Annotated in this window: 25 protein-coding genes and 1 tRNA gene; 6 read left to right on the forward strand and 20 right to left on the reverse strand. The window is 39.1% G+C overall.

All coding sequences use genetic code 4. From position 1 onward, the window contains the following. Positions 1–936, forward strand: coding sequence for a methionyl-tRNA formyltransferase (gene fmt / locus F539_RS03090; protein WP_014325594.1), 936 nt, complete (start codon positions 1–3; stop codon positions 934–936). Continuing rightward, positions 936–2,930 (forward strand): DUF2779 domain-containing protein, encoded by a 1,995-nt coding sequence (locus tag F539_RS03095; RefSeq protein WP_014575022.1) that lies wholly within the window; start codon positions 936–938, stop codon positions 2,928–2,930. The genes fmt and F539_RS03095 overlap by 1 nt, the downstream gene beginning before the upstream one ends. On the opposite strand, the gene rnc is transcribed toward F539_RS03095, so the two are convergent. From rnc to argS, 12 genes are read right to left on the reverse strand one after another with little or no spacing between them, the layout of a single operon-like run. Next, a complete protein-coding gene (rnc, locus tag F539_RS03100) occupies positions 2,914–3,762 on the reverse strand; it encodes a ribonuclease III (protein ID WP_010874902.1) in 849 nt (282 codons plus the stop codon). The genes F539_RS03095 and rnc overlap by 17 nt on opposite strands. Further along, positions 3,752–4,738 (reverse strand): phosphate acyltransferase PlsX, encoded by a 987-nt coding sequence (gene plsX, locus F539_RS03105; RefSeq protein WP_014325596.1) that lies wholly within the window; start codon positions 4,736–4,738, stop codon positions 3,752–3,754. The genes rnc and plsX overlap by 11 nt, the downstream gene beginning before the upstream one ends. Next, a complete protein-coding gene (locus F539_RS03110) occupies positions 4,738–6,414 on the reverse strand; it encodes a DAK2 domain-containing protein (RefSeq protein ID WP_010874904.1) in 1,677 nt (558 codons plus the stop codon). Before F539_RS03110 ends, plsX begins: the two co-directional genes overlap by 1 nt. A 54-nt stretch (positions 6,415–6,468) precedes the next feature. After that, complete coding sequence (locus F539_RS03115) at positions 6,469–7,449, reverse strand: RluA family pseudouridine synthase (RefSeq protein ID WP_010874905.1); 981 nt, start codon at positions 7,447–7,449, stop codon at positions 6,469–6,471. Beyond that, positions 7,436–8,413, reverse strand: a complete 978-nt coding sequence (locus F539_RS03120) for a DHH family phosphoesterase (protein WP_010874906.1) — start codon at positions 8,411–8,413, stop codon at positions 7,436–7,438. The genes F539_RS03115 and F539_RS03120 overlap by 14 nt, the downstream gene beginning before the upstream one ends. Then, positions 8,406–9,569, reverse strand: a complete 1,164-nt coding sequence (gene thiI / locus F539_RS03125) for a tRNA uracil 4-sulfurtransferase ThiI (RefSeq protein WP_010874907.1) — start codon at positions 9,567–9,569, stop codon at positions 8,406–8,408. The genes F539_RS03120 and thiI overlap by 8 nt, the downstream gene beginning before the upstream one ends. Continuing rightward, positions 9,556–10,401 (reverse strand): MPN551 family DNA-binding protein, encoded by an 846-nt coding sequence (locus F539_RS03130; protein ID WP_010874908.1) that lies wholly within the window; start codon positions 10,399–10,401, stop codon positions 9,556–9,558. The genes thiI and F539_RS03130 overlap by 14 nt, the downstream gene beginning before the upstream one ends. A 6-nt stretch (positions 10,402–10,407) precedes the next feature. After that, positions 10,408–11,217, reverse strand: coding sequence for an MPN552 family protein (locus F539_RS03135; protein WP_010874909.1), 810 nt, complete (start codon positions 11,215–11,217; stop codon positions 10,408–10,410). Further along, positions 11,210–12,904, reverse strand: a complete 1,695-nt coding sequence (gene thrS / locus F539_RS03140; RefSeq protein ID WP_010874910.1) for a threonine--tRNA ligase — start codon at positions 12,902–12,904, stop codon at positions 11,210–11,212. The genes F539_RS03135 and thrS overlap by 8 nt, the downstream gene beginning before the upstream one ends. Beyond that, positions 12,904–13,218: a singe-stranded DNA-binding protein gene (locus F539_RS03145; protein ID WP_010874911.1), complete on the reverse strand. Its 315-nt coding sequence runs from the start codon at positions 13,216–13,218 to the stop codon at positions 12,904–12,906. Before F539_RS03145 ends, thrS begins: the two co-directional genes overlap by 1 nt. Position 13,219: 1 nt before the next feature. Beyond that, positions 13,220–13,801 carry an MPN555 family protein chaperone gene (locus F539_RS03150; RefSeq protein ID WP_014325598.1) on the reverse strand — a complete coding sequence of 194 codons (582 nt, stop codon included), beginning with the start codon at positions 13,799–13,801 and terminating at the stop codon, positions 13,220–13,222. A 42-nt stretch (positions 13,802–13,843) separates the two neighbouring features. Next, positions 13,844–15,457 (reverse strand): arginine--tRNA ligase, encoded by a 1,614-nt coding sequence (argS, locus tag F539_RS03155; protein ID WP_014575023.1) that lies wholly within the window; start codon positions 15,455–15,457, stop codon positions 13,844–13,846. A gap of 27 nt (positions 15,458–15,484) precedes the next feature. Between argS and mnmG the strand changes: the two genes are divergently transcribed. From mnmG to F539_RS03170, 3 genes are read left to right on the forward strand one after another with little or no spacing between them, the layout of a single operon-like run. Beyond that, positions 15,485–17,323 carry a tRNA uridine-5-carboxymethylaminomethyl(34) synthesis enzyme MnmG gene (gene mnmG / locus F539_RS03160; protein WP_010874914.1) on the forward strand — a complete coding sequence of 613 codons (1,839 nt, stop codon included), beginning with the start codon at positions 15,485–15,487 and terminating at the stop codon, positions 17,321–17,323. Next, the gene (rsmG, locus tag F539_RS03165; protein ID WP_010874915.1) at positions 17,316–17,891 is read left to right on the forward strand and encodes a 16S rRNA (guanine(527)-N(7))-methyltransferase RsmG; all 576 of its coding nucleotides are present in this window, start codon (positions 17,316–17,318) and stop codon (positions 17,889–17,891) included. The genes mnmG and rsmG overlap by 8 nt, the downstream gene beginning before the upstream one ends. After that, on the forward strand, positions 17,845–18,552 hold the full coding sequence (locus F539_RS03170; protein ID WP_010874916.1) for an MPN559 family protein: 708 nt from the start codon (positions 17,845–17,847) through the stop codon (positions 18,550–18,552). The genes rsmG and F539_RS03170 overlap by 47 nt, the downstream gene beginning before the upstream one ends. Here F539_RS03170 and F539_RS03175 read toward each other — a convergent pair. Together F539_RS03175 and F539_RS03180 are read right to left on the reverse strand one after the other, a co-directional pair. After that, a tRNA-Arg gene (locus F539_RS03175) sits at positions 18,553–18,628 on the reverse strand. A 1-nt stretch (position 18,629) separates the two neighbouring features. Beyond that, positions 18,630–19,946 carry an arginine deiminase family protein gene (locus F539_RS03180; RefSeq protein WP_010874917.1) on the reverse strand — a complete coding sequence of 439 codons (1,317 nt, stop codon included), beginning with the start codon at positions 19,944–19,946 and terminating at the stop codon, positions 18,630–18,632. A 53-nt stretch (positions 19,947–19,999) separates the two neighbouring features. On the opposite strand from F539_RS03180, the gene udk reads away from it, so the two are divergent. Then, positions 20,000–20,641 carry a uridine kinase gene (gene udk, locus F539_RS03185; protein ID WP_010874918.1) on the forward strand — a complete coding sequence of 214 codons (642 nt, stop codon included), beginning with the start codon at positions 20,000–20,002 and terminating at the stop codon, positions 20,639–20,641. Here udk and nadE read toward each other — a convergent pair. The 6 genes from nadE to F539_RS03210 form a co-directional block, all read right to left on the reverse strand. After that, complete coding sequence (gene nadE / locus F539_RS03190; RefSeq protein ID WP_014325600.1) at positions 20,638–21,384, reverse strand: NAD(+) synthase; 747 nt, start codon at positions 21,382–21,384, stop codon at positions 20,638–20,640. The two genes, udk and nadE, sit on opposite strands and share 4 nt — an antisense overlap. Beyond that, positions 21,377–22,678 carry a GTPase ObgE gene (gene obgE / locus F539_RS03195; RefSeq protein WP_010874920.1) on the reverse strand — a complete coding sequence of 434 codons (1,302 nt, stop codon included), beginning with the start codon at positions 22,676–22,678 and terminating at the stop codon, positions 21,377–21,379. Before obgE ends, nadE begins: the two co-directional genes overlap by 8 nt. Before the next feature lie 203 nt (positions 22,679–22,881). After that, on the reverse strand, positions 22,882–23,397 hold the full coding sequence (locus F539_RS04595) for a zinc-binding dehydrogenase (RefSeq protein WP_275043634.1): 516 nt from the start codon (positions 23,395–23,397) through the stop codon (positions 22,882–22,884). Next, positions 23,397–23,921: an alcohol dehydrogenase catalytic domain-containing protein gene (locus F539_RS04600; protein WP_275452282.1), complete on the reverse strand. Its 525-nt coding sequence runs from the start codon at positions 23,919–23,921 to the stop codon at positions 23,397–23,399. Before F539_RS04600 ends, F539_RS04595 begins: the two co-directional genes overlap by 1 nt. Positions 23,922–24,149: 228 nt before the next feature. Next, a complete protein-coding gene (locus F539_RS03205; RefSeq protein WP_014575024.1) occupies positions 24,150–24,776 on the reverse strand; it encodes an MPN565 family protein in 627 nt (208 codons plus the stop codon). Position 24,777: 1 nt separating this feature from the next. Then, positions 24,778–25,491 (reverse strand): glycerophosphodiester phosphodiesterase family protein, encoded by a 714-nt coding sequence (locus tag F539_RS03210; RefSeq protein ID WP_014325603.1) that lies wholly within the window; start codon positions 25,489–25,491, stop codon positions 24,778–24,780. Positions 25,492–25,493 lie beyond the last annotated feature (2 nt).

The raw sequence follows: 25,493 nt of genomic DNA on the forward strand, positions 1-25,493 counted from the left end.
ATGATTAAAGTGGTTTTCTTTGGGACATCCACCCTTTCAAAGTGTTGTTTAGAAGCAATTTTTCAAGATCCTGAGTTTGTGGTTTGCGGCGTAGTGACCCAGCCCGATAAGGTAAACGAGCGCAACAATAAAATTAACTTTTCTGCAGTTAAACAATTTTGTATAGAAAACAACATTCCCTGTTTTCAACCAGAAAAAAACATTCAGATTAAAACAGAGTTAGCCCAACTCCAAGCTGATATTGGCGTTTGTGTAGCCTTTGGCCAATACATCCACAACGATATTATTAACCTCTTTCCTTACAAGATTGCCAACCTACACCCCTCAAAATTACCACTACTGCGTGGTGGAGCACCATTGCACTGAACCATTATTAACGGTTTTACGACCTCTAGTTTAAGTGTGATTGAACTCGTACAAAAAATGGATTCTGGTCCGATTTGAAAGCAAAAGGACTTTAAGGTGAATCCCAATTGGAATACCGGTGATCTATTTGAATACGTGCAAACTCACGCACCGCAATTTCTGATCCAGTGCCTTAAGGAAATTGTAAGTGGTAAGAGTCAATGAAAAGAGCAAATTAATCCACCTACTTTTGGTTTGAATATTAAAAAGGAACAAGAAAGACTTGACCTCAATTTGGAACCAAAAGCATTCATCAATTGGGTGAAAGGGTTGGCACCTAAACCTGGTGGTTGACTGGAATTTGAAGGACAAAACATTAAAATTCTCCAAGCAACTTACTTGGGCAAAATGACAAGTACAACCGCAGTTGGTCAAATCACTAAAATTTCTAAACAAGGTATAGAAATCGCCTTAGCTAATGATGAAATTGTTCTACTCCAAATAATTCAAATTCCGGGAAAGCGGGCAATGGGAGTGTCAGAAATAATTAACGGTAAACATCCTTTTGCTGAAGGTAAATTTTTTCATTAATGCTCACCAAGGCCTTTTTTTTAAAAAACTTTGATCGCTCAAAGGAGTTGATTCCTCTGTCTTACGCTGATGTTTTTGGCGCTGCTAGTCAATTGTTAAAAAAACACCATAAGCAGGTCGATACCGAAATTGATGTGCAAGAAGATCTAATTGAAGATCCGGTATTTGAAATAGATATTTTAGAGCTACTCAACGAAGCGCCAGAACTATTATTTGATAGTAAAAATCCTCGGGTTAAAGAGGCACAAATCATTATTGAAAAGGCCAAAAAAGATATTGCTAGCTATTTCCACTTAGACAATATTTTAGACACTGACAACTTAGGGTTAAAAGCCACTGTTACCGAAAAAATCCAATTTACCGAAAAACAAATCGAAGCTGCAGTACAAAACAAAAAAGCAGCGATTATTTTTAAACCAGTGTTTACCGTCAACCAGTGTTTAATCCAACCAGATGCTGTAGTAGTACATGCTAATGGTTTGTGTGAGTTTGTTGTTATTAAAGCGACAACAAATACCAAGAGAAAATTTATCTTGGAAATTATTTATGACTTCTTGCTGTTTGAAAAATTGGGCAAATACAAACTGGTTAACTATTACTTCTGCATAGTTAATTATGAACTGAAAAATAAACACAATGTTTCCTTCTTTTTAAACACCGAAATTAAAACAGCCAAAAACAGTAGTACGAGTAAAACTAAAGAAGAGCAAGTGTTGTACGGGCATCTCCCTTTTAATGATCCAAAAAAAATTGCTTACATTCATAGCAAGAAGAGTGGTGGTGTCAATGGTTTTCTGCTCGTCAAACTAGTGGACAACATTATTAGAAGCGGTGTTACTAATTTGGAACAAATTATTAGTTTTGTTTTTCGTGAACTGAATGCACCCAGCATTCGTAGCTTAAAGCAAATTATTAGTGAAGTAGCTAAAGTACAACTTGATTTTTGGAACATTATTGATGATGTTAAACAACACCAAGAGTTACAAGACAACCAAATTACCTTCAATTACAGTGATGCCTTCAACTCTTTTTGGAATAACTATTTATTGCGCAATCTAATTAAATTAGTCTTTGCTTATAAATACAGTGAAATCTTTCGACTTTCAGGAAAATTAGCTAAATGAGATGAAGTAGTTGAGGCTTATAAAGAAAACAAATCGGTGAAAATTGATGGCTTTTTATACGAACTTAACCAAAGGAAAATGAAAAAAACTAAAAATCCCGCTACTTCCCAATTTAACAAAATCCACTTTTTTCTAAGAGCTTGAAACGATAAAAAGGGGATTGCTGTTGGTAATAAATTTAAGAGTGTTTGACAAAAGCTCAAAGAAAAAAAAGTTTACTTTGATTTTGAAACAATTAGTTCTGCAGTTAGAGTAATTGATAAATCCTTACCCTTTACCCAAATTGTGACCCAGTGTTCTCTTATTGTTGATGACAATACCGAGTCTGATAAAAGCAAGTTAGTTTGTCAAAACCTGATCTTTGATCCGCTAACTATTGGTATTGAGGACTTTAAAACAGTCGTTGATGTCCTTTACCAAAAGCAGTGTGACCAGTACAGTTTTGTCGTTTATAACAAATCGTTTGAAAAGAACAGGTTACTGGAAATGGTTACTTTTATCAATGAAGCTCCATACCAACAAAGAGTGCAAGCAATTATTGAAAATTTATTTGATTTAGCAGATATTTTTGGACTTGAAAATGATTGCTTAGCCTTTAAACAACTTGATGGTTTTTCATCAATTAAAAAGGTCTTGCCAATGATTGATCAACGCTTTTTAGATGCTAGTCGAACTGTTAGTTACCAATCATTAAAGGTACAAAAAGGTGATGTAGCACAAGAGCTTACTTTGGCACGCTTTTTAAATTGTTTAGACGAACAGCAATGAGCACAAACTGCGTTAGAATTAAAGCAGTACTGTGAAAACGATGTACGTGCCATGATTGCAATCGAACTGTTTATTAAGGACTTGATTACGAATCAGCTTTAACCTTATTCTTTAAAGCTTTTAGTTTTGGTTTACGTGCCTTTCAGTTAATCTTTTTCGGTCTAACTGTTAAAGCTCGCATAGGCTTTTGACTGTCTAACTTATTTTTAATGTCACTAAAAAAGTTAATGCCTTTACCACTTTTAAGAAACTGGGTAAAGGCTGACATTGCATTGTGTTCTAACACGCTCTTGTCATCATAGTGTTTACTGTTAGGTACAGCTTGTGACCAGATAATGTCACCGTTAAGCTCAATAATACTCAACACAAGGTTATTGCTAGTTAAACTAACCCGTACCCTAGGTTCTGGTAGCTTTTGTTCTTGAAACAGTGAAAAGAAGTTGTACTTGAGAATTTCTGAGTAAGTTTTTTTAAAAATATGTTCTTCGACAAATTGATTCGCTTTCTCTATGCCAAGGTCTTCGTAAATGGCTGCCACTAACGCCTCTAGTACATCACCAAAAAGTGTTTCAGTATACGGCATTCCTTTACCTAACTTAATGAAATTGCCAAAGTTCAATTCCTTCCCAATACGGTTGAGGTTTTCGCCCTTAACAATTTCAATCTTAGTTCTGGTCAACATACCTTCGTTGTAATTGGGATAAAGCTCAAACAGTTTTTTCGCTACTATGAAATCAATTAAGGCATCACCTAAAAATTCCAATCGATCATAGCTTGCGCGTGCATCTTCATTTTCATTAACGTAAGAAGAATGAACAAAGGCATCTTCGTAAAACTGTCAGTTTTGCGGTTCAATGTTTAAACTCTTGAAAAAAGCGACAAACTTTTCATCAATGACCTTAGGTTTTTGAGTTTTATCTTTCTTATTTTTCATAGTTATCTAAGGAACTTTTAATGGCGTTAATTAGATCAGACTTTAAGCTAGTGTGTGCTAATCTAATGGTGCTTAAAAACTGTTGTTTATCAGCTGATCCATGGGTTTTTAAAGCAAGTTTATTTAAACCGATAACAACGGCGCCTGCGTTATTTTTGTAATCAAAACGCTTAGCAATTCTTTTCAAAATTCCCAAACTAAAAAGCCCAGCCAACGGGTTACGCTTATAACCTTGCTTGAGAAGACGCGCAATTGTTTTAAAGGTGCCTTCCATTGATTTCAACACAAGATTACCGCTGTAACCATCAGCCACTAAGATATCACACACCCCGTCAAGTAAGAAGCGTGGTTCAATGAAACCAGTGAAGTTAAGGTGCTTATCTTCGTTTAGCAATTGGTAGCCTTCCTGGTGGTAATCAAAACCTTTATTGATTTCGGTACCAATGTTTAGCAATGCTATACGTGGACTAATTTTGTTGGTGGTCTTTTTGACAAAAATATCCGCCATTAGGCCCAAAAAATAGAGCTCTTTACCCGTAAAGTTCTTGTTAGCGCCAACATCTAAAAAGTAAAACCAGTCGTTATTGGCAGTTGGTACATAAGACATAAAAGCACTTTTAACATCTTTATGGATTTTGCCAAAGCCATCGTATGTTAAAGAGGCATAAACGGCCGAGGAGCCAGCGGAAATCACAACATCAGCAGCACCATCACGCACAAGGTTAATCGCTTTCTGCATTGAGTTGTTAACCTTGCGCCGTGCGGTTAGTGGTGTGTCGGTCATATCTATGCAAGAGCTGGCTAATTGCTTGGTAATGTTTTTAGGTAGATAATCAAGTCCGTCAAAGGTCTTTTCATCACCAACTAAGATAAATTCCAACTCTTGATGATAGCTCCAGTATTCTAATACTGCGTCAATTGCTTCACGCGGGTGGTTTTCAAAACCTAAACAATCAACTGCTAGTCTAAAAGCCATTATTGTATGCCTAGTATATAAGAAAAAACTTTTTGTTCCCCTGGGGAAAACTCACAGAAAAGCTTGTATTTCTTTTCTATTTTTTCCTTCATTGCTTCCGCTTCCTCAGCGGTGATATCTTTACCATAGTAAGCTAAAAGAAACTCCGGCTTTTTTACCTTTTTCAAAAGGTGGTCAATGGTGTTGAACACGCATTGAACAAGCTCTTTTTCACTAACACAAATGCTGTTATTAGCTACAGCAATAAAGTCACCCTTATTAACTTCAATCCGATTTTCCTTGTACTTTTTCGAAGCTTGAGTAATGGTTGCAGATGCAAAGCCTTTGACAAAACGGCGCATTGTTTTGACATTGGTGTGAATGTTAAGGTCACTGTTAAAAACAGTAAGCGCCGCTAGTGATTCAATCGGGTTGGTAGTCATCACACAATCAGCACTAATCTTTTGGTGCTTTAATTGTTTTAACGCTTCGTTGGCAGAGAGAAAGTAGTTCTTGTCATGTAACAAGAAAATAATGTTACTGGAATGAGTTAGCTTGACTGCTTCTAGTAACGAAAAGACCGAAGGTGCACCGGTGTCATCGGTACACAAGATAGCTTGAATGTCATAGTCTTCGCGAATCCGATCAGCAAAAGCTTCAGTTGGTACAGTCACTACTATGGCTGGTTTAATGTTGCGCTTCACAGGAGCGGGTTTTTGCTTCGCTACCTGTAAATTCATGTTTTCAATTTTGACGAGTTCAAACTCACCATAGTTAAGCCCAAGTTCTAATAACAGGTTAGGTTTTTCGGTATGGGCGTGTACTTTAACAAAGCCGTTATCTTTATCACTAGCAACTACTACCGAAGTGGCAATTTTGCTCACCTTACTTTCAAACTTCTTTTGGTTAAACTTCTGCTTTTCAACTTCTTGACTTACTGACATGCCCAGTTTCAAGACATATTCAGTGCAGTAACCAAACTCTTCTTCCGTAACGTGTTTTTCACCGCTAATGGTCATTTGGCTCAATTCAGCACTGGTGAGCTTACCATCGTTTAAAGTAGCCTTTTCACCATAAAAGGACAACATCCCCTCTAAAAAGCAAGCGAACCCATAAGCACCTGAATCTACTACACCAGAGGCCTTTAACACTGGGAGCATTTGCGGAGTTTTTTTAACTGTTTGTCAGGCTGTTTTAATTACTTGTTCAAACAGTTTTTGCACTGTTTTGGCACGGTTCTTTTGGTTTTTAAAGTCTGTGCTAATTAAGCGAATAACCGTGAGCATCGTACCCTCTACGGGCTTGGAGACATTCTTGTATGCCACCTCTTCGGCCTTTATAAAAGCTGTAGCAAAATCCTCTATGCCAAGTTCGGTTTCGGTGGCTGTTTTAGTGCTAATCATGTCACTAAAAAAGCCCTTCATAATTTGGGAAAAAATAACACCAGAGTTACCGCGTGAGAAAAGTAAAAGGTCACGGGTAAAGCTTTTGCCCAAATCACTAAAGCTCTTAATGTGGCTAATTTCACTCTCTAGTTTTTTGAACGCTTCACTCAACGTGACCTTCATGTTTGTCCCCGTATCACCATCTGGCACCGGGAAAACATTGAGTTGATTAATGTATTCGAAATTATTAGCTATATTCTTACAACCAAGACGCAACATGTCAATAAAGTTGCTTAAATTTACTGTAGACATACGAAGTTAAAACCTGTTTTATCTGTGATAAATCGGTTTATATTGCCATTAATTTTAAATTGAAACCCCTTTAATTAAACTAGCAAATCACGGTACTAGTTGGCTTTTAAACTGCCGTTGCGAGTAATTAGCCAGTAAGGGAAATTTCTGCTTATCTAATTGGGCAAAACTTAGATTTGTGGCATGTAAGGCTTGGTGTTTAAAATCGCGGTTACGGTTTTTAAATTGCAGTAATTGGTATTTTCTATCACCAACTAACTGGGTATTCAAGAGGTTTAAGCAAGCACGAATTTGGTGGGTTTTACCACTTACTAAGCGTATAGTAAGCAACGAAAGATCTAACTTAGTTAAGTACTTACTGTTTTCAAAAATGGTGGTAATCGGTTTAGCGTTAGGAAATGGTTTGGCCTTAACTGTTACCAAAGCTTGATAAGCATCTTTCGCTCAATAAGCTTTTTGTGTGCCCTTAAAATTAAATGGGCCAAACACTAATCCTTGGTATTGTTTCATTAACAAGTTATGGCGAAAAACCGCCTCTAACTCCTGTAATGCCTGGTTGGTTTTAGCACCTATTACCAAACCACAGGTATTACGATCAATTCGGTGCGCAAACCGTGGTATGAAGCTAAGACTGTTTTTAAAGTATTGATTATAACCACAGTGTTTCAGTAAGCTGTTAGCTAAATTAAACAGTTCGTGTTTAGCATCGGGTTGACACACTACACCCGCTGGTTTGTCCACCACAATGAGCTGTTCATCCTCAAAGATTACCTGCAAATCATCTTGGACTTGGGTTAAATCCACTACTTCGCTGTGGTTGTGTAAGTAAGGTTCAATTGCAAACTGAAAAACGATTGTATCACCGCTGCTAACACGCTGACCTAATTTAGCCTTCGTGTTATTGAGCAAGACCTTACCTAAGCGCAACAATTTAAAGAACTGACTTAGCTTAATGTTGGGCAACAACTTTAAACAAAACTTTTCAATCCTAACGTTTTCAACAGCTTTAGGCACTACAAACTTAGCTGTTGACATGCTTTTGTTTGGCTAAAAAGTCATCCATAATTTCCACTAACTTCATAAACTGACGCTTGTCATCCAACACAAAGGCAGCAGCATACTTGTGCCCACCACCACCAAACATTTGCGCAAAGTTATTAATCGGAATTGAGCGTGAACGAATGGAACCAATTCACTTCTTAATGTCTTCGTTAAAGTAACAAGTCGTCCAAATTTTGACTCCTTTGATGTTGTTTAAAGCGTGCACCATCGGTAGTGGTGAGACCACCCCAAACTGCTTATAAGTCCCTTTTTTAAGAAGTGCGTAAGCCAAACCATTCGGGGTGATCTTGGCTTTGTTTAAGACATAGCTAAAGTACTTGTGTTCTAAAAGTGGTTTTAGATAAACTGCATCATGAACCTTATTGCGGTTAAATCCAGTTTCTAGTAACTTAGCAGTTAAAGCAAAGGTTTGTGGGGTGGTAGCGGAACTGGAAAAGCGCTGTGTATCGGTAATAATACCCGCATAAATGTAAGCAGCCATCTCAGCATTAAGTTCATAACCCATTTGCAAGATTAAGTAACCGACCATTTCTGCTGCTGCTGAAAAAGCCGGGTCAATCCATTCCAGATCAGCAAAACTCTCGGTTTTAGGATGGTGATCAATCCGCACGGTTTCTTTAGCTAATTTATGTTTTTGGGTTAATACTCGTTCTTGGTTGGAGGTGTCAAAGATAATTGCCAATGAGTTTTTTACAAACGCATCATCAATAGGTGCCGCTTCAAAGGGGAACAAATCTTTCCCGTCAGCCTTAATGTTGTGTGATCCCATCACGTAAGCCTTTTTATGGGGGAAGTAAACCGCTAAAAAGGCCTTAAAGGCAAAAGCAGCGCCAAAGGCATCAAAGTCCGGGTTTACATGCACATATAACGAAAAGTTATCGAATGTCTTGAGTTTATTAGTTAGGTTATGAATAAAATGGGGATCGATGTTAATCATTTTGCAGCTTCTTGACACCAGCTTCAATTAGTTCACGGACAAACAAAAGTTCACTCTCAAGCTTTTCAACGATCGCTAACTTAGCCTTAGTAGTTGGTTTTTTGGGAGCAAACACAGTACAGGTATCCATATGGTGCTCAATTGAAGTTTCAAAGGTACCCAGTGCCTTAGCTCATTCAATTATTTTATCTTTACTTAAGCCTATTAACGGGCGAATCACAAAGGTATTGGGCACAACAGCTTGGATTACCTTCAAATTATCAATTGTTTGTGAAGCTACTTGTCCCAATGCTTCCCCGGTGATTAAACAATCATATTTAAACAAACTAGCAATCTTGTAAAAGCAACGGCGCATTAAAACAATCCGGTATCCTTCCAGACTAATATGACTCAACTCTTTCTGTAAATCGGTAAAGTCAAAGACAAACAGTCTCCCAGTACAAAGCGTTTGGTTAAGGGAAACTAAGTTAGCTAACCGTTGAATTTTGCCTATTGTGGCAGCGTTATGTCCGGGCTCATTAATAAAAGTAATAAAGTCAACATTAAAACCTCGTTGTAAAACTAGGGAAGCGGCTACTGGACTGTCTATGCCACCAGACAGTAACGCCAAAGCAGTACCACTAGTAAAGACCGGTAGACCACCAATACCATTAAAGCTTTCACTAATTATTAGGAAATGTTCCTTAGTTACTTCGACATGCACCGTAATGGCAGGGTCAACTAACTTACCCTTCAATTGGTATTTTTCCCATAACTGTAAAGCTAGGTACTTTTTGAAGGCACTGGAATTGCAAGCAAATAATTTATCACGCCGTCTTACCTCAATTTTGAACGATGGGTGGGATTGTACCACTTGCTGTAGCAGTGCTAACAATTGCGCTTCATCATGAGGGATTTGTAAGGCAAACAAGCAAACACTCAAACCCGGTAATCTGGTAAAGAGATTTTTTAATAACGATCTTTGGGTGGAAATTACTTCACCCACTACCAACATGTCAAACTGGTAGTCAACTGGGTTAGTAATGCTTAGTTTCTTAAAGGCTTGTTTAACGTTCTTTTTGAGTTGTTTGACAAACTGCAAGCGGTTCTTGCCCTTTAAAACAAGTTCGCCATAACGGCAGATTAGAATAGTATTTGGTTCATTATGCAATCCCATTTTCCCTCAGTCACTCCCAGTCTTGTGAGGTTAATTGTGGACTTTTACCAGTACGAATAAAACTGTTGTACCACAGCTGTGCTTTATTAGTTAAAACTTCAAAGGCCTTGCGATCAATTTGTACTGGTACCAAACGGATGTCGCGTTGCTTTGCTTCAAACCATTCGGGATGCACATAGTCTTGTGGTTCTAAAAAAGCAATCGCAAACATTCCTTTGGTAATATTGCGCAAGTACAAATACAACCCAATTTGGCAATAGTAAGCCGGGCTAATCACGATTTTGCCGTTACTGTCAAACCAACTATCTTTCTTTCCGTTAATCTTTTTGACAATCGGCATGCCGTTTTCATCAAACACAATTTTGAGGTTACCGTTAATCTTTTTATAGACCAAAGAATCACAGGAAGTGGTTTTAATTTCTAACATCGGCGCATTGGTATCGTAAGCCAATTTTCCATAAACATCGACCGGTTCCCCATCAGGAATTCCTCCAAAAACTGGATTTTCAGGAAAGAGATCCCACTTAACCTCCTTGGGATCATACGAATGGAAATTAAAACCAGTTTTAGCTATCACATAATCACGGATTTTGGGTTCAATAACTTGCCCCGCGCGTGAGAGTGTTTCATCAAATTCATCCTCATAAATCTTGACCATGTTAGCTCAAGTTTTAAGTGAAGTTTCATACTCAGAAATACCTATTACTTTACCAAATCGGGTACCGGTAATCTTGCGAAAACTACCTTTATGTTTTTGAAAATAGTTGTTTGACAAAACTATTTGGTTGTCAATAATATCAAAATCGATTTTGTACTGTTTGGTAAATCCCATAAATCATTACAAGAGTTGTGCACAAAGCTTTTGTAACACATCAGGAATGTCCTGCACTGTTAAACCTTCATTGTTCTGTTTCTTGATGAAAACAGCACTAGCTAACTGCTCACTGTTTTGCACCAAAGTTTCATCTAAGTTAATGTAGTGCACATCTTTAAGCATTAAGCCTTGGGTCTTAGTGTATTTTTCCAGTGCATTAAATTTAGTTACTTTATTACTTGTAAACAACAGGTTATTGGGATAGAAATTGCTGTGGGTAAAGCGTGGTTGACCACTAGCAATTTGGTCAATAAAAGCTAAGTCCATGTGGTATTGGGGACTAAAGACGTAGATAGAACTGAGTTCCAATTTACCGAGTTGTTTTAAAAAGTTTTCGTACTTTAAGGTTTGTTCAAAGTCCGTTAACCACAGCGACTTAAAGTCCTTGTACTTTTGTAGTGAAATGAAATAGTTAGCTGATAAATTAGCGGTATCATCAACGCGGCTTTTACCCATGGTAAAGATCCCGGAATTGGTAATCACAGCGTGGTGGATAATGACATTAATACTAGCGAGGTCTAAAAAGGCTTGATAGTCATACTGATTGGTTTTGCAAAACCAGGTAATGGCACCTGATTCCGCAATTACATCAACGTTGTTGAGTGAAAGTAAATCTAACAGATACACAATTGTTTGCTGTCAGCAACTCGAAATAAAAACGAGCTGGTGCTTTTCTTGTGCCTTATTGAAAAAATCCTTTCAAATTGCTAGGTCGTTAGCAGCGTCAAAGAAGTTAGCTGGATTAATATCTAGAGCAACAATCTTTCTATCCATCCTTACGCACTTTTTTGACAAAGTTAGCTCAATACAGTTTCTGTACCTTCTCACCTTTAAAGCCACGACAAGTTATTCGAGTAAGATCCTGCATCTCCTTATCGCCGACAATAATTTGCAGTGGAATCTTGTTAACAATGGCTGTGCGAACTTTTTTGCCCAAACGATCTTCGCTCTCATCTAGGCTGACCCTAATGTTTTCCTTTAACAATTTTTGGTACAGTTTTTTGGCAGCCTTTTCGTGTTTATCGATGTTAACCGGAATCACCACTACTTGTACTGGTGCCATTCACAACGGTAGATTGCCATGAGTTTTTTCCAATAAAGCAGCAATAAAACGCTCGTACGTACCGACTATGCCAACGTGAATAATTACGGGAGTTTGAGCATTGCTCTGCTCATCAAAGTAACGCAATTCAAAGCGTTCTGGCAGTAAAAAATCCAGTTGAATAGTGGCAATGGTAATCATCTTATTGAGTGCCGTTTTAAACTGAAAGTCAATTTTAGGTCCATAAAAAGCAGCTGCACCCACATCAATTTTATAGGGCACATTTAACTCCTTAAACACGCTTTCAATTTGGCTTTCTGAGTTAGCTCATAACTGATCGTTGTCAATGAATTTGGCCTTGTTATTAGGATCGTGTAAGGCCAAGTCAATTCGGTCAAAGCTAAAACCAAACTTGTTGTTGACCGTTTGGATTAACTTAAAGGCATTTTTAATCTCAGCTTTAATTTGGTCAGTACGACAAAAGATGTGGTTGTCGAGCAGTGTCATGCACCTTACCCGTTCCAAACCAGTAAGCCCACCCGATGCTTCAAAGCGGTGCAAGATGGAATCCTCACAGAAGCGTTGTGGTAACTCTTTGTAAGAGCGGCGTTTGTGCTTGAAAATCAAACAGTGGTGCGGACAGGTCATTGGCCGGAGCATCATCATTTGGTTTTCTAATTTGACAGAGGGGAACATGTCCTCACTATAGTGCACATAGTGACCACTAATCTTGTACAGCTCTAAGTTAGCTAATACTGGTGAAGATACCGTTTTAAAACCAAACATTAACTGTTGGTAGTGGACAAAATCACCAATAATCTTTTTTAAAACTGCTCCCTTTTCCAATCAAATCGGAAAGCCTGCACCGACTAAGGGATCAAAGGTAAAGATCTCTAAACGCTTACCAATAGCACGGTGATCATTTTGGTATTTTTGTTCATTAGCCGCAATAAGACTTTTAAGCTGTTCTTTAGAGGCTGCAAAAATTCCCACAAGCCTTTGTAGTTGTGGTTTTGTGGGATCACCTAAAAAATAGTTGGCACTAACATTGAGCAGTTTCACAAAGCCCTGTTTGGGTAATGGCAACACTAAATCATGCACCCAAAATGTTTGTTCATTTACGGTGGTAACTACAAGGCTGTTGCTTTCTATACTTTCAATAAGCGTGGTTGTAAACGGATCAGCTTGAAAAAATTTGAGTGATTTTGTCTTATCAATTTTTGTCTGAACAACATTATTTAACTGATTAAAATAAGCATTTAAGTCCTGTTCGAGCTGTTCAAACTCTTTAATGGAAAAGCTCTTTTCCACCTTAAAGTCAAGGTAAAACTCGCCTTCTTGTACCCCGTAACTACCAAACTGTACTTGAGGATAGTTAGCTTTTAATCAGCTTTGTAATAAAAGAACACCAGCTAGCATTAGATCTCTTTGTAATCGATAACTATTTCGTTTTTCGGATTGAAAATCTTGACAATTTCAATTGTGGTCTTTCAAATTTCACTCTTACGCTCTAAATAAGTGCGCAAAATGCCTTCAATACTAATGGTCTTGTACTTCTTGGTGTGTTTCTCCAATTCGTAAGCCAGTTGACCATTGGCATAAATGACGTAATAGTCAGTAAATAAACGCTCGCCAAAAAAGCGCATTTGCTTAATGGTTACTAAAAATCCAGTTTTTTTAACGCTTCAGCACGAACTTTCTATCTCACCCTCCAAAAAAACGCGGTTAAGCATATTAGTTTGGTAATTGTCCAGTTAAGTTAAAGTGAAATTTAAAGTGGTTGATGGTTTCTAACACCATGCGCTCTTCTAGCAAGGCTGTACGCACACCCTCAAACTTTTGTTTATCATCCAAGTATTCGCGCACACTTTGATTGGTTTTTTCGTAATAAAGACTAATTACATTCTTCACCACTTCATCAGTGATTTCCACTTTCCATTCTTTTTGGAGGTGGTTAAACACTAAAGCCTTCTTAATAATTTTTTCAGCAATTGCTTGCACGGTGTTGTCCTCAGCGCCCTGAATCACATCACGCTTTAGACCTTCCATGACATTCTTCAATTCAGCTTCATCGATGTTGAATTCAAAGTAACCCACAATAGCATTCATGGCACAGGAAAAGAGGTTGTCCTTAATGACAATGTGCGTTAGTTCATGATAAAGCGCACTTTCCTTAGCGTCCTTAAAGGAAGCTAAGATCCGTTGGCGGTGTTGTTCAATAAAAGCAGGGTCAGCAAAGATGCGTTCTACTTCAATTACCTTATCGTACTGAATTGGTTTAACTAGTTTAGCGGTTGATTTAAGATTTGTAGCCATATTTAATATCGTTTAAATTGTAATTCTTAAACCAACGCCCTTTTACATTTGTTGTGGTGCAGTAATGTTTAAGATTTGCAATAGCTGACCAAAAACATGGTGCAATGATTGCAGTAAAAGTAAGCGTTGCTGGGTTAAATTGTACTGCGCTGGATCGTTAATTTTGCAAGCCTTATACCAAGAATGAAACAAGGTAGCTGTCTCGTATAAGTAATTAGTTAAGAGGTGCAGTTCATGGCTAACCTGAACTTTTTCCAGTAAGCTCTTAAAGTACACTAACTGGTCTAGTAAAGCAATTTCCTTTTCATGCGTTAATAAGCTGCAGTCATTTACTTGAGCTAGTGCTGCTTGATCCACTACCTTTAATACACTGCACATTCTGGCATACGCATATTGCACGTAATAAACCGGATTGGAAGAGTTTTGCAGGTTAGCAGTGTCCAAATCAATCTTGATAATCGAGTTGTTGGTTTGCGACAACATAAACCAACGCGCCGCATCCTCACTGAGCATTTGCAACATTTGCTTAATGGTAATAACGTTGCCAGCACGTTTGGACAATCTGACTATTTCCTTATTCTTGTACAGCATTACCAACTGTAAGGCAGTAATTTTGAGCTGGCATTTTTGGTGAATCTTTAGTCCCTCATAAACACAGTGCATCCGTTTAATGTGCCCTTCATGATCACTGCCCCAAATGTCGTATAAGAGGTCAAAGCCCCGCGCAGCCTTGTCTAAGTGGTAAGCGACATCGGTACCAAAGTAAGAAGGCCGATTGTCTTGACGCACTAACACCCGGTCCTTATCATCACCATAGAGCGTAGTCTTCAATCAAATGGCACCATCCTTTTCATAGTGCGCTTCGTCCTTAAACTGGGTTAACAGTTTTTTGTAATCTGTTTCCTTAACCACTTGACTTTCAAACTTCCAGCTGTCAAAGTGAATGTGGATTGTAGCTAAGTCTTGCTTAATTACTTCCAAGACTTTGGCAGTACAGTCAGCTAGTAACTGGTCCAGAAAGGGTTGTTGTAAAAACTCTTCAAAGCTGATGTTATCTAAAGGAATACCGGTAATAGTTTTGGCAATACTGTCCACTAGCTCCCCCTCATAACCATCAGGGTGAGGAGTGACCTTAATGTTTTGTTGTAAGTGGAGTGCTTGGTACACACTAAAACCAAACACCCGTGCTTGTTGACCATAGTCATTGACCCAGTATTCCCGAACTGTTTGAAAGCCTAAAAAAACCATCAGGTTATTGAGTACATGACCAAAGAAGGCATTGCGGACATGACCTAAGTGCAACTCACCCGTGGGGTTAGCCGACACCCATTCAATTAGAACCTTAGTTGGTTTAGGGGCAAAAGTAGGTTTGGTTTTTAAAAAATCGAGGTATTTTTGAGGGCTAATTTCAAAGTTAATGAAGTTGTTATTAGCGACAAACACACGGCGGTAATGCGCCTTTTTGTGTTTTAACAACCAAGCAGCAATCTGTTGGGCGGTTTCCTTTTGATTTACACCCTTTAAGTGGAACACAACGGTGGAAGCAAAACCACTAAAGCTGTTGTTTTTAACAAGTTTGACTAACTCTTTGTGCTCATCAAATTCTAGATTCAAAGCGTTAAGACATTCTTGAAGATCTGTGTTAATGAAAAGCATTACTTAAATTATATTTAACCTTGCAAAATGTCTTTTACACTAACAGTTATTGGTGGCGGTCATGCCGGATTAGAGGCCGCATTTATTGCTAGTAAACTAGGGCTAAAAGTTAACCTCTTAGTACTAGATCCCAACCATGTGGGGTCGTGTCCCTGTAACCCGGCCATAGGAGGTCCTGCTAAAGGTATAGTAACCCGGGAAATCGATGTTTTAGGAGGGATGCAGGGTAAGGCCGCTGATGCCACTGCTTTACAATACAAGCTGCTCAACAGCTCGAAAGGTCCAGCAGTGCAAGCAATCCGCGCTCAAATAGACAAAATTGCTTATCAGAAGTGGTTTCGCCAGCAAATTGACCAAACGCCTAACATTGAGTTAATTGCTGGGGAAGCCGTTGATATCCTTGAAAGTAACGGTAAAGTTAAAGGTGTCGTGTTAGCTGATGGTAGTGAACTGGCATCAGATGCTGTTATTGTGACTACGGGAACTTATCTAAAGGCCAAAACTTACTGTGGTAGCTTAAGCAAAGAAGAAGGTCCTGACCGCGCTAAGCGCAGTGAATACCTTTCCACTAACTTAATTAAGCGGGGTTTTAAAACGTTACGACTAAAAACTGGGACACCACCACGGATCCTACGCGAATCACTCGACTTTAGCCAAATGGCTGTGGAAGCTAACACTACCCCTCATTTAGCCTTTAGCTTTACTACTAAGAATTATTTACCACTAGAACAGCAAGTGATCTGTCACTTAATCCATACCAATCCCCAGATCCATCAGTTAATTCTGGCCAACTTAAAACAGTCCGCTGTCTTTAACGGTAGTATTAAAGCAAACGGACCACTTTACTGTCCGAGTATTGAAGACAAGGTATTTCGCTTTCAAGACAAAGAACGGCACCAAATCTTTGTCGAACCTGAATCACTTAGTTTAGAAACGGTTTACCTAGCAGGGTTTTCCACTTCCTTTCCCCCAGAGGTGCAAGAGCACATTGTCCGTTTACTCCCTGGGTTTAAAAATGCCCGGTTTCAAAAGTATGGCTATGCCATTGAATATGATGCCTTTAGTTCGATACAACTCAAATCAACACTAGAAACTAAGTTAATTCAAAATCTGTATTTTGCCGGACAGATTAATGGTACCAGTGGGTATGAGGAAGCAGCTGGCCAGGGCTTAATCGCTGGGATTAACGCCGCTTTAAAGCTACAGCGTAAACCCGAATTTGTGTTACAGCGCAATGAGGCATACCTTGGTGTCATGATTAACGACCTGGTTACTAAGGAAATTAGTGATCCCTACCGCTTGTTAACTTCGCGCGCTGAACACCGTTTGTGGTTGCGCAATGATAACTTACAAGAACGTCTAATTGAAAAGAGCCGAGCCTTAGGTTTAGTGGAAGCAGATGTGTATGCCAATTACTTGGAACAACAACAAAAGAAAAAACAATTAATTGATTATTTGCAAACCACTACCGTTGGGCAAATTGCTGCCTTGAAATTAAACTTTAAAAACACGGCCCAAACGCTGTTTGACTTTACCAAGCGTGCTGAAATTAAGCTGGTTGATTTAGTACAACTACTCCCCAAGCGTTTTGACTTGGATGTACAAAGTTTAAACCAGATTGACATTGACATTAAGTACGCTGGTTACATTAAGAAGAGTGAAAAGTACTTCAAGAGTTTAAACAACCTCAGTAGTGTCAAAATTCCCTTAAAGTTAAATTACCACAAAGTACCTAACTTAGCGAGTGAAGCAATTGTTAAACTCTCCAAAATTAGACCAACTGATCTCAGTGTAGCTAGTCAAGTAGCGGGCATTAACTTTAACGATATTTTAGCGATTAAACATTTTTTAGATAACCATGAATAACAGTAAATTGAAACAGTATGTTCAACTAGTACAAACAGCCAACCAAAACTTTAACCTCACCGGTCTTAAAACTGAAGGCGAAATTTACGAACACTTAGTCCAAGAAATTATCGAGCTCTTTAATGAGTATGACAGTTACTTTGACCATAAAAAGGTTGCAGATTTGGGTAGTGGAAATGGTTGTCCTGGTGTCATCTTAAAGCTGTTGTTTCCCCAAATCAAAACTTTGGATTTAATTGATAGCAAACACAAAAAGGTTAACTTTTTAAAAGAGGTGATTCAAACACTGGAACTAAACAATACCCAAGCACTTTGTGCCAGAATTGAAAACCACACTGAACAATACGACACTTTATGCTCCCGCGGACTTGGCAGCATTATTGAGGTTAATGCCTTTGCTTTAAAACTGTTAAAGCCCAACGGCATTATCTTCCACATTAAACAAAGCTTAGATCAATACCTCGAGTTTGAGGATTCGGAGCAAAAAGACCAGTTTAAACCACTGTTCTTTAAGTTTTTCCATGGCAAGCGCCAGCAAATCCTGATTGCCATGAAGAAAAATGTTTAAGTTAGGTTGAGCTAGCTTTGTCGATCCAGAGTTAGCTAAAACAGCTTTCTTGGAATTTGCCAAACAGTTTTATGTAACTAGTAGTGCTGGTGCAATTCTGTTTGACCTTAAAAAGAGTCAGGGCTTAGACCAACTGCAAGCAATTGAAAAAACAAGGAAGGTTATTATTACAGAACAGTTTGCCAACCAAACTGGTAAATGAATCTTGTTTGACAAGGAAAACACTAAACGGATTAACAGCTTAGCGCAAGAGCACATTACTCCCTTAATAAAACGGATTTTACGCTTAGCGGACTTTAAAAATGTCTTGATTAATGTGCAGCACCACAAGAAGCTGCAAAAATGTCTGTTATGGGAAATTAACGGTTTAATCTGCTTAGTTGAAAGTTTACAGTTCATGGAAAATCCCACTGCAATCATGGAATGATTCCAGGGATTAAAAAAACACTGTCCTAATGTAGCAGTTGTAACCATTAGTGGTCAACACAAACCAGTCATAGAACCGAGCTTAACCGAATATAAGGCAGTATTTGGTAGTAGTTTACTCTCCTTTCACTTAGATGCAACTACGATAAATAACTCCCATTTAGTGCGTCAAATTTTGGAACAGATCAAAATAAAAGCTACCTTAAAGTCAAACTCTAAGGTAGCTAAAAGTTAATGGCGCATCGGGTGGGACTCGAACCCACGACAACACACTTAGAAGGCGTGTACTCTATCCGCTGAGCTACCGACGCATTATTCTCTCCAGAGAGAGCAAACCATTTCCAAGGGGCCACTAGGACCCCGTGAAAGTTCGGAAGCGGGGATCTTATGGATGATTAATCCCAGTTCATTGAGAAGATTATTGGTGTAGTGGTTGCGATCAAAGACCACAATTTCTCCAGGGCTTAAGTTTAATACGCCCATACCACAGTCCAAGAGTTCTTTACGCTCAGCCACTTCATCACCACCACCAATAATAACAAAGCGGGGTTGTTTATCAATAATCGCTTCAATTATCTCACCAAAATTAAACTTTAGCGGTTTGAATTTAATTTGTGCTAAGCCATCCACATCCCTCTGGGCGGTGGCTGTGAGTTCAAAGATTTCGGTAGCTTGTAACACTTTGCGCGCAATAATGAACTTGTCGACATCCACCATCGCTATAAGTTTATTGAGATTGGTCTTAGCACCAAACTTGTGGATATTAATTGCAATAATCTGCTTAATTGGATTAGTGTGATCGCTTAATAAATTACGTGCCAAGCTTTCAATTCCCAACACATCGGTGTCATGACTAATACCAATTAGCAAGATTTCATTGCTAATTTGAATAATGTCACTACTGTTAATCAAACAGTTCTTAAAGTCACGGTTAGTATAAAGCTTAACTCCATCAAAACGGGGGTGAAAGCGCATGATGTATTCATACACTAACGAATGGCGCTTTAACTCAGAATCATTAGTGACAAATAAAGCGACACCCGTTCCTAGGGTATTGAAGAACTTATGTGGATAAAGGGAAAACGATAGCGGTTTAATTAAAAACGGTGAATTACTTACATGAATGTCGGCAAACCGTTGCGGGGTAATCGGTGGTACATCTGATACCTTAATGCCACCAAACATGACCTTAATCACATCTACAAGCGAATCTAAACTGCGAAAGAAGTTTAAGCAAGCTTCGAAGGTACTCACACTTTTAATGCCTGATTCCAATAAAAAGTTCTTAATGAAGTCCTGGCGCACATTAGGGTCAGCCGCACTTAAAGCTTCTAACAGTAAATCTTGTAAATAGTGCACCTTTGTACCATGTTGGCGCAAAATCTTAATAAATAACTGGTGTTCCTTTTGAGCGCGTTCTAAGTACATTGCACTGCCAAAGGTCTGGTTATCAATCACTCGTTCGGTTTCGATACCGGGATGATGGGCAATTACTTCCCTTAAAAAACTAATTTCACTAGTAACGCGTACACCACTGTTAAACTGCTTCTTTTTTAACTGTAGTGCTTTAGTGTTTGGTTGATCTAATTGGTTATGCCCATCGGTTTTGACAAGCTGTTTTTTTGACATGTAAATTCGATTAATTTTAAATAATTAACAATTGCTTTAATTGCGTTACTTCCATGGATAGTAAAAAAGGAATTTTAGTGGCAATTGGTGGCGGGAGTTGTTCTGGTAAAACTACGATCGCTGACATGATTTACCAACTTTTGCGTAAAAAGCTTAAAGTTGCTATTCTGCCCCAGGACAACTATTACAAACCATACAAGAACAAATCAATGGCGCAACGCAAAGCGATTAACTTCGATCACCCCGATGCCTTTGATTGAAAGCTGTTGTGAAGTCACCTCGATAACTTACTAATGGGTAAAACAGTGGCTGTGCCAATGTATGACTATGTTAATTACACCCGTAAAAAGGAAACCATAGAAATAGGTCCTTTAAATGTAGTCATCTTGGAAGGTTTAATGCCGTGGTTTGATGAACGGATTGCTAAATTGTGTAAGCTCAAGATCTTTGTGGAAGCGACTGGAGAGGAACGCTTAATTCGCCGGATTGAACGGGACTGGGAACGCGGTCGTGATGTCGCTTCTATCATTAAACAATGACGCGAAGCAGTTAGTCCAATGTACGAAATCTTTGTCGAAAAGATGAAACAGAAGGCAGATTTAATTATTCCCTGGAGTGAAAGACACGAAGTGAGTACTAATGTGCTCGACTTTGCAATTGAACACCTCTTTCGCAAACACGTGGATCCCAACTAGATTTGGAAGGAATAAAGTGGTTTAAAGGTTTTAGGTAAACTACGCTTGTGCTGGGAGCTTTGGCGCAAGTGGTCAACCCGTTGTTGTTTCGTGGCACTTAACTGTAAGTGGCCCTGAAAGTACTGGTCCAATTCCTTATACGTCAAACCCATTTCCGCTTCGTCAGTCTGCCCGGCAAACAGACTAGCAGTAGGGGCTCGTTCAATGACCAATTCAGGAACATTGAAGTGCTGGGATAAAGCATAAACATCGCTCTTTAACAAGAACGCTAAGGGTGCCACATCACACGCCCCATCACCCCATTTAGTAAAGTAGCCCAAGCTGTACTCAATGAAGTTGCCAGTACCCAAAACTAAGTAGTTGTGCTTTTGGGCATGGGTGTATAGACAAGCCATTCGTAAACGTGCTTTGAGGTTGCCGGCTACCATTAACTCCTTTTGGGGATCAATGGTCAATGCTTGCAACATAGCGCGGTAAGGTGGTTCTAAATCCACCTGTTTATTGTTGAGTTGTAATTGTTCCACTAAGGCAGTTGTGGCCTTGTGATCTAACTCGGAGTTATTAATGTGCATTACCAAGGTTAAGTGGTTTTGCGGAAACAGTTTTTTAGCCATGGCGGCTACAACTGCCGAATCAACTCCACCTGACAATCCAACAACCACGCCCTGAGCGTGAGCTTCATTAACGTAATTGGTGAGTCAAGCTTCCAATTCGTTTAAATAGTTCAATAAATTTTTAGTCATTAATTACAAATTCCTGGCCAGCAAACACAATGACATCGCCTTTTTTGGCACCTGCCACCTTTAATTGGTCTTCTATGCCCACTTCTTTAATCTTATTACCTAAACGGCGAATGTTGTCAAGTGTAGTTTGGGGAATCTTGTCAAACCAATAATGTAAACGCTTGCATTCAACATGCCACCGCCCCAAGGCATCACGTTCAATGTTGAGTGGATCATGGTCGGTTTCACTGGCCTGTTCAAAGACATAGTGCTTCTCCATTTCCATGGGTAAATGAAACTTATTGGCACCGAATTGCGCTAGCGTTTTTTGGTGGAGCGCAAACACTTGGGCCACTAGATCACCCAGTTCTTGTTTGAGTGCACTAATTTTGAACAAGGGAATTCCTTTATTTTCGAGGTATTGTGCTAACTTTTGAAAACGGGTACCATCAAGGTCAACGTCTGTTTTATTGGCCACGACCAGCATCTTCTTTTTAACTAACAGCTGGGAGTACTTCGACAGTTCACGCATAATTTGTTCATACGCTTGACAAGGATCGTCATGATCCACGGGATCGAGTGAAATTAAGTGAATTAGGATTTCACAACGCTCAATGTGGCGCAGGAAATAGTGACCCAGACCACTACCCTCACTGGCGTTTTCAATTAACCCGGGAATATCAGCAAACACCAAACTTTGGTCGTTGTGTTTAACTACCCCCAATACGGGCACTAAGGTTGTAAAACGGTAGTTAGCAATCTTGGGTTTAGCGTTGGACAGTTTGGAAATTAAAGTGGACTTACCGGTGTTGGGAAAACCCACAATCCCCACATTAGCTAAATACTTTATTTCCAAGCTCACATGCAAACTTTGACCCTTGTCGCCGTTTTCATACAGATTGGGAGCGCGCATAATTGGACTTTTAAAAGCTGCGTTGCCCTTACCGCCCTTGCCACCGTAACAGAGAATAAAGCTCTGTTGGTCATGAACAAAGTCCATTAAGATCTGGTTAGTATCAAGGTCACGCACCGTAGTTCCCACTGGTACCTTAATAACCAAATCTTCCCCGTTTTTACCATGGGCTAAATCGGGTTTGCCATTGCCGCCACTTTCAGCAAACAGGTGTTTTTTATTCTTTAAAAAAAAGAGGGAATCGCAGTTGTGGTCGGCTTGCAACACAACGTTACCACCATTGCCGCCATTACCGCCACCAGGACCACCCTTGTCATAATGGGCTTCCCTGCGTCAAGCAATAATGCCATTGCCCCCGTTACCCGCACTAAAGCGGCACTCACAATAATCTGTTAATCCCATGGTTGAGCTCGCTTGGTTTTAATTTTCGTATTGCTTATGTTGGTTATTAAAACCAGGTTAGTAAGTTTATTAATTAAAAAGCAGCTTGACATGAGATTGTTCAAACAAAGAGCAGCTATCCCAGTGTTTCAAGTACGGGGAAACAGGCAACCATAAAGGGACCATGTACCAACATGCTTTTTTTGAAAGCTAACTTAATTTGGTTAAAAAATAACCACGGATTTAATTAAGTCCTTCGGTTTATCTTTCATTAAAAACAGGGCTTCTTCAATGTGTTCAAAACCCTTAAAGCGATGGGTAATCATTTTGGAAGGATCGAGTTTTTTGGTCATAATTAAACGTGCTAATTTTTCTAACCTTAACCGACCACCAAGCATAAGACCACCATGAATGGCCTTGTGAGCCATACCAACGCCCCATTCAACTCTAGGAATAGTTAAAAACTCACCAGCGCCAAAGTAATTAACGTTACCAATTTTGCCTCCTGGTCTTAAAACCTTAATCGCTGTTTCTAAGATAGTCGAACCACCACCAGAAATTAACACCTTTTCCATTCCTTCATTGTTGGTTCACTTCAAGATTTTATCCACAACTGAAACCTTTTTGAAATCAATGTAATCAGTCGCACCGTATGCTTTGGCAATTTCCACAATATCTGGTCTAGAATCCACCACAATAATGCGTCCAGCACCCTTTAAGGCTGCACCAGCGATCGCCATTAAACCAACTGGACCAGCACCAAAAACGACAACGCGACACCGTATTGGATGTCAGCTAGTTCATTGGCGTGAAAGCCTGTGGGAATCATGTCTGACAACATACATGCATCAGCTAAATCCATCCCTTCTGGCATCAATGCTAAGTTACCCTCAGCATCATTGACGTGAAAGTATTCAGCAAACATGCCATCTTTAACGTTGGAAAACTTCCAACCACCCAGCATGCCACCGGAGTGCATAGGGTATCCAGCTTGAGCATTAACCGAATTTCATTCTGGTGTAATGGCTGCCACTAAAACGCGATCACCAACCTTAAAGCTTTTGACCTCAGACCCCACTTCATCCACAACACCACAGCCCTCATGGCCTAAAACCATGTTGTGACGTTCACCAATGCCACCTTCCCAAACGGTGTGGACGTCTGAAGTACATGGTGCTACGGCCAGTGGTCGAATTATCGCATCATTGGGTCCACAAACTGGTCTTGGTTTTTCGATTCAACCAGTAGCGCCAATTTTTAACATTGCATATGCTTTCATAAAACTTTATTTACCTCTGCTGTTGCTTTAATAACTGAATTTTAAATAAACAAAAATTATTAAAAGCAAGCGTCTCAAACTATCAGGTAAGAACGCCTTCAAATGGTTTCAAAGAATGGTAAGCAGTTGTAGTTAAAAGCTGTGTTAATAAAACACTGGAGAAAATGGCAAATAAACTAATCCAGCACTAATACAAAAACTGACAATAAGTTATTAATCACTTGATTTAACGCGCTTTTTCTTGATGGTAACAACAACTGTTTTGCTCTTTTCTTTATCTCATTTCGTTTTAATGTCAGACATAGCCTGTTGGCTTTGTTGTTTGACTTTACCTGTGTGAACCAGTCCTTGTGCTACTACCATGGCATAGCGTGAACGTAGTAAAACTAAGTTAGTTAGTTTATTAATTACAAAGAAACTCAGCATTAACACTACCAACACTAACACAAAACGCCCAAAGATTACCCAAACGTTTCAAGCTTGAGGAAACATACCACTCATAAAGAGGCTAATCATCATCAAAGCAATTCCATAAAAAAAGGGAATTGCCTCCACAATTAGGTATGGGGTTGTAAAGAATAAAAGCAGTAAAAGCAACGCATAAACTACTAAGGGCACTAGTAAGAACCACAGTAGTACTAAATCAAAAATGGGTTCTACTTCCCTACCCATTAAAGTACGGTTATTTGGGGCAATGACAAAGTTAAAACCTAAGGCATTAATTTCCCCTAATAACACCCACACAATGATGTAGTAGACAAAGACCAAAAAGAAGCTAAAGCTCCCGGTTAATCAAGCTGGAGTTTTGCGCTTTGCGGTTGATTGAAAAAACTGCTCCAAGTTAGTAAAGTTGTGCTGCTATTTGAAATTTAACAAAGCGATCGTTTTCGTAAAACTGGTAACGTAAAAGCCCTTTAATTACCCAGAGGATAATTGGCAGGCCATAGCTTTGTAGCTCCGCACAATTTTTGTGGTAAAAGCTATCATTGGGCGCTAAGAAACGACAGTTCTGGGTAATCTCATCTTTAGTTAAATGAACTAACTGCTTTTTACTGTTAAAGACAAAACTAGTTTTAAAGCTCTTTAACTTTTCGTTGAGGTACTTAATCGTGGAAAAGTGACTGGACAGCAAGATTAACTTTTCTTTAGCTAACTCAAAACCTTCTAGTAGTTGTGCTAACTGTTCTACTAGTACCTGGTTTTGTTGTTCTTCTTCGCCCTTAATAAAAAGCAAGAGAAAGCGAAACGGGGTTAAAAATTCCATTAACACCTCTTTTAAGGTCAAGATTGTCTGTTCTTGGACATTTACCTTAAACTGCTTCGCTAAGTTAATCTTTTTGAGATCAACTAGGTTAATATCACTCAGTTTATGGGTTTTATTTCCTACCTTATAGTTGTCTAAATTAGTGACTACTATTTGTTTATCTTTAGTGAGTTGCACTTCCATCCACAAACCATCAAAACCAAACAATTGTGCAGCAGCAAAGGCTAAATGAGTGTTTTCAGGAGCAATGGTGCTGTAACCACGGTGTGCAATTAAAAACTGTTTGCGCATAA

Origin of the sequence: Mycoplasmoides pneumoniae FH (assembly GCF_001272835.1) — a bacterium.
Classification (GTDB): domain Bacteria; phylum Bacillota_I; class Bacilli_A; order Mycoplasmatales; family Mycoplasmoidaceae; genus Mycoplasmoides; species Mycoplasmoides pneumoniae.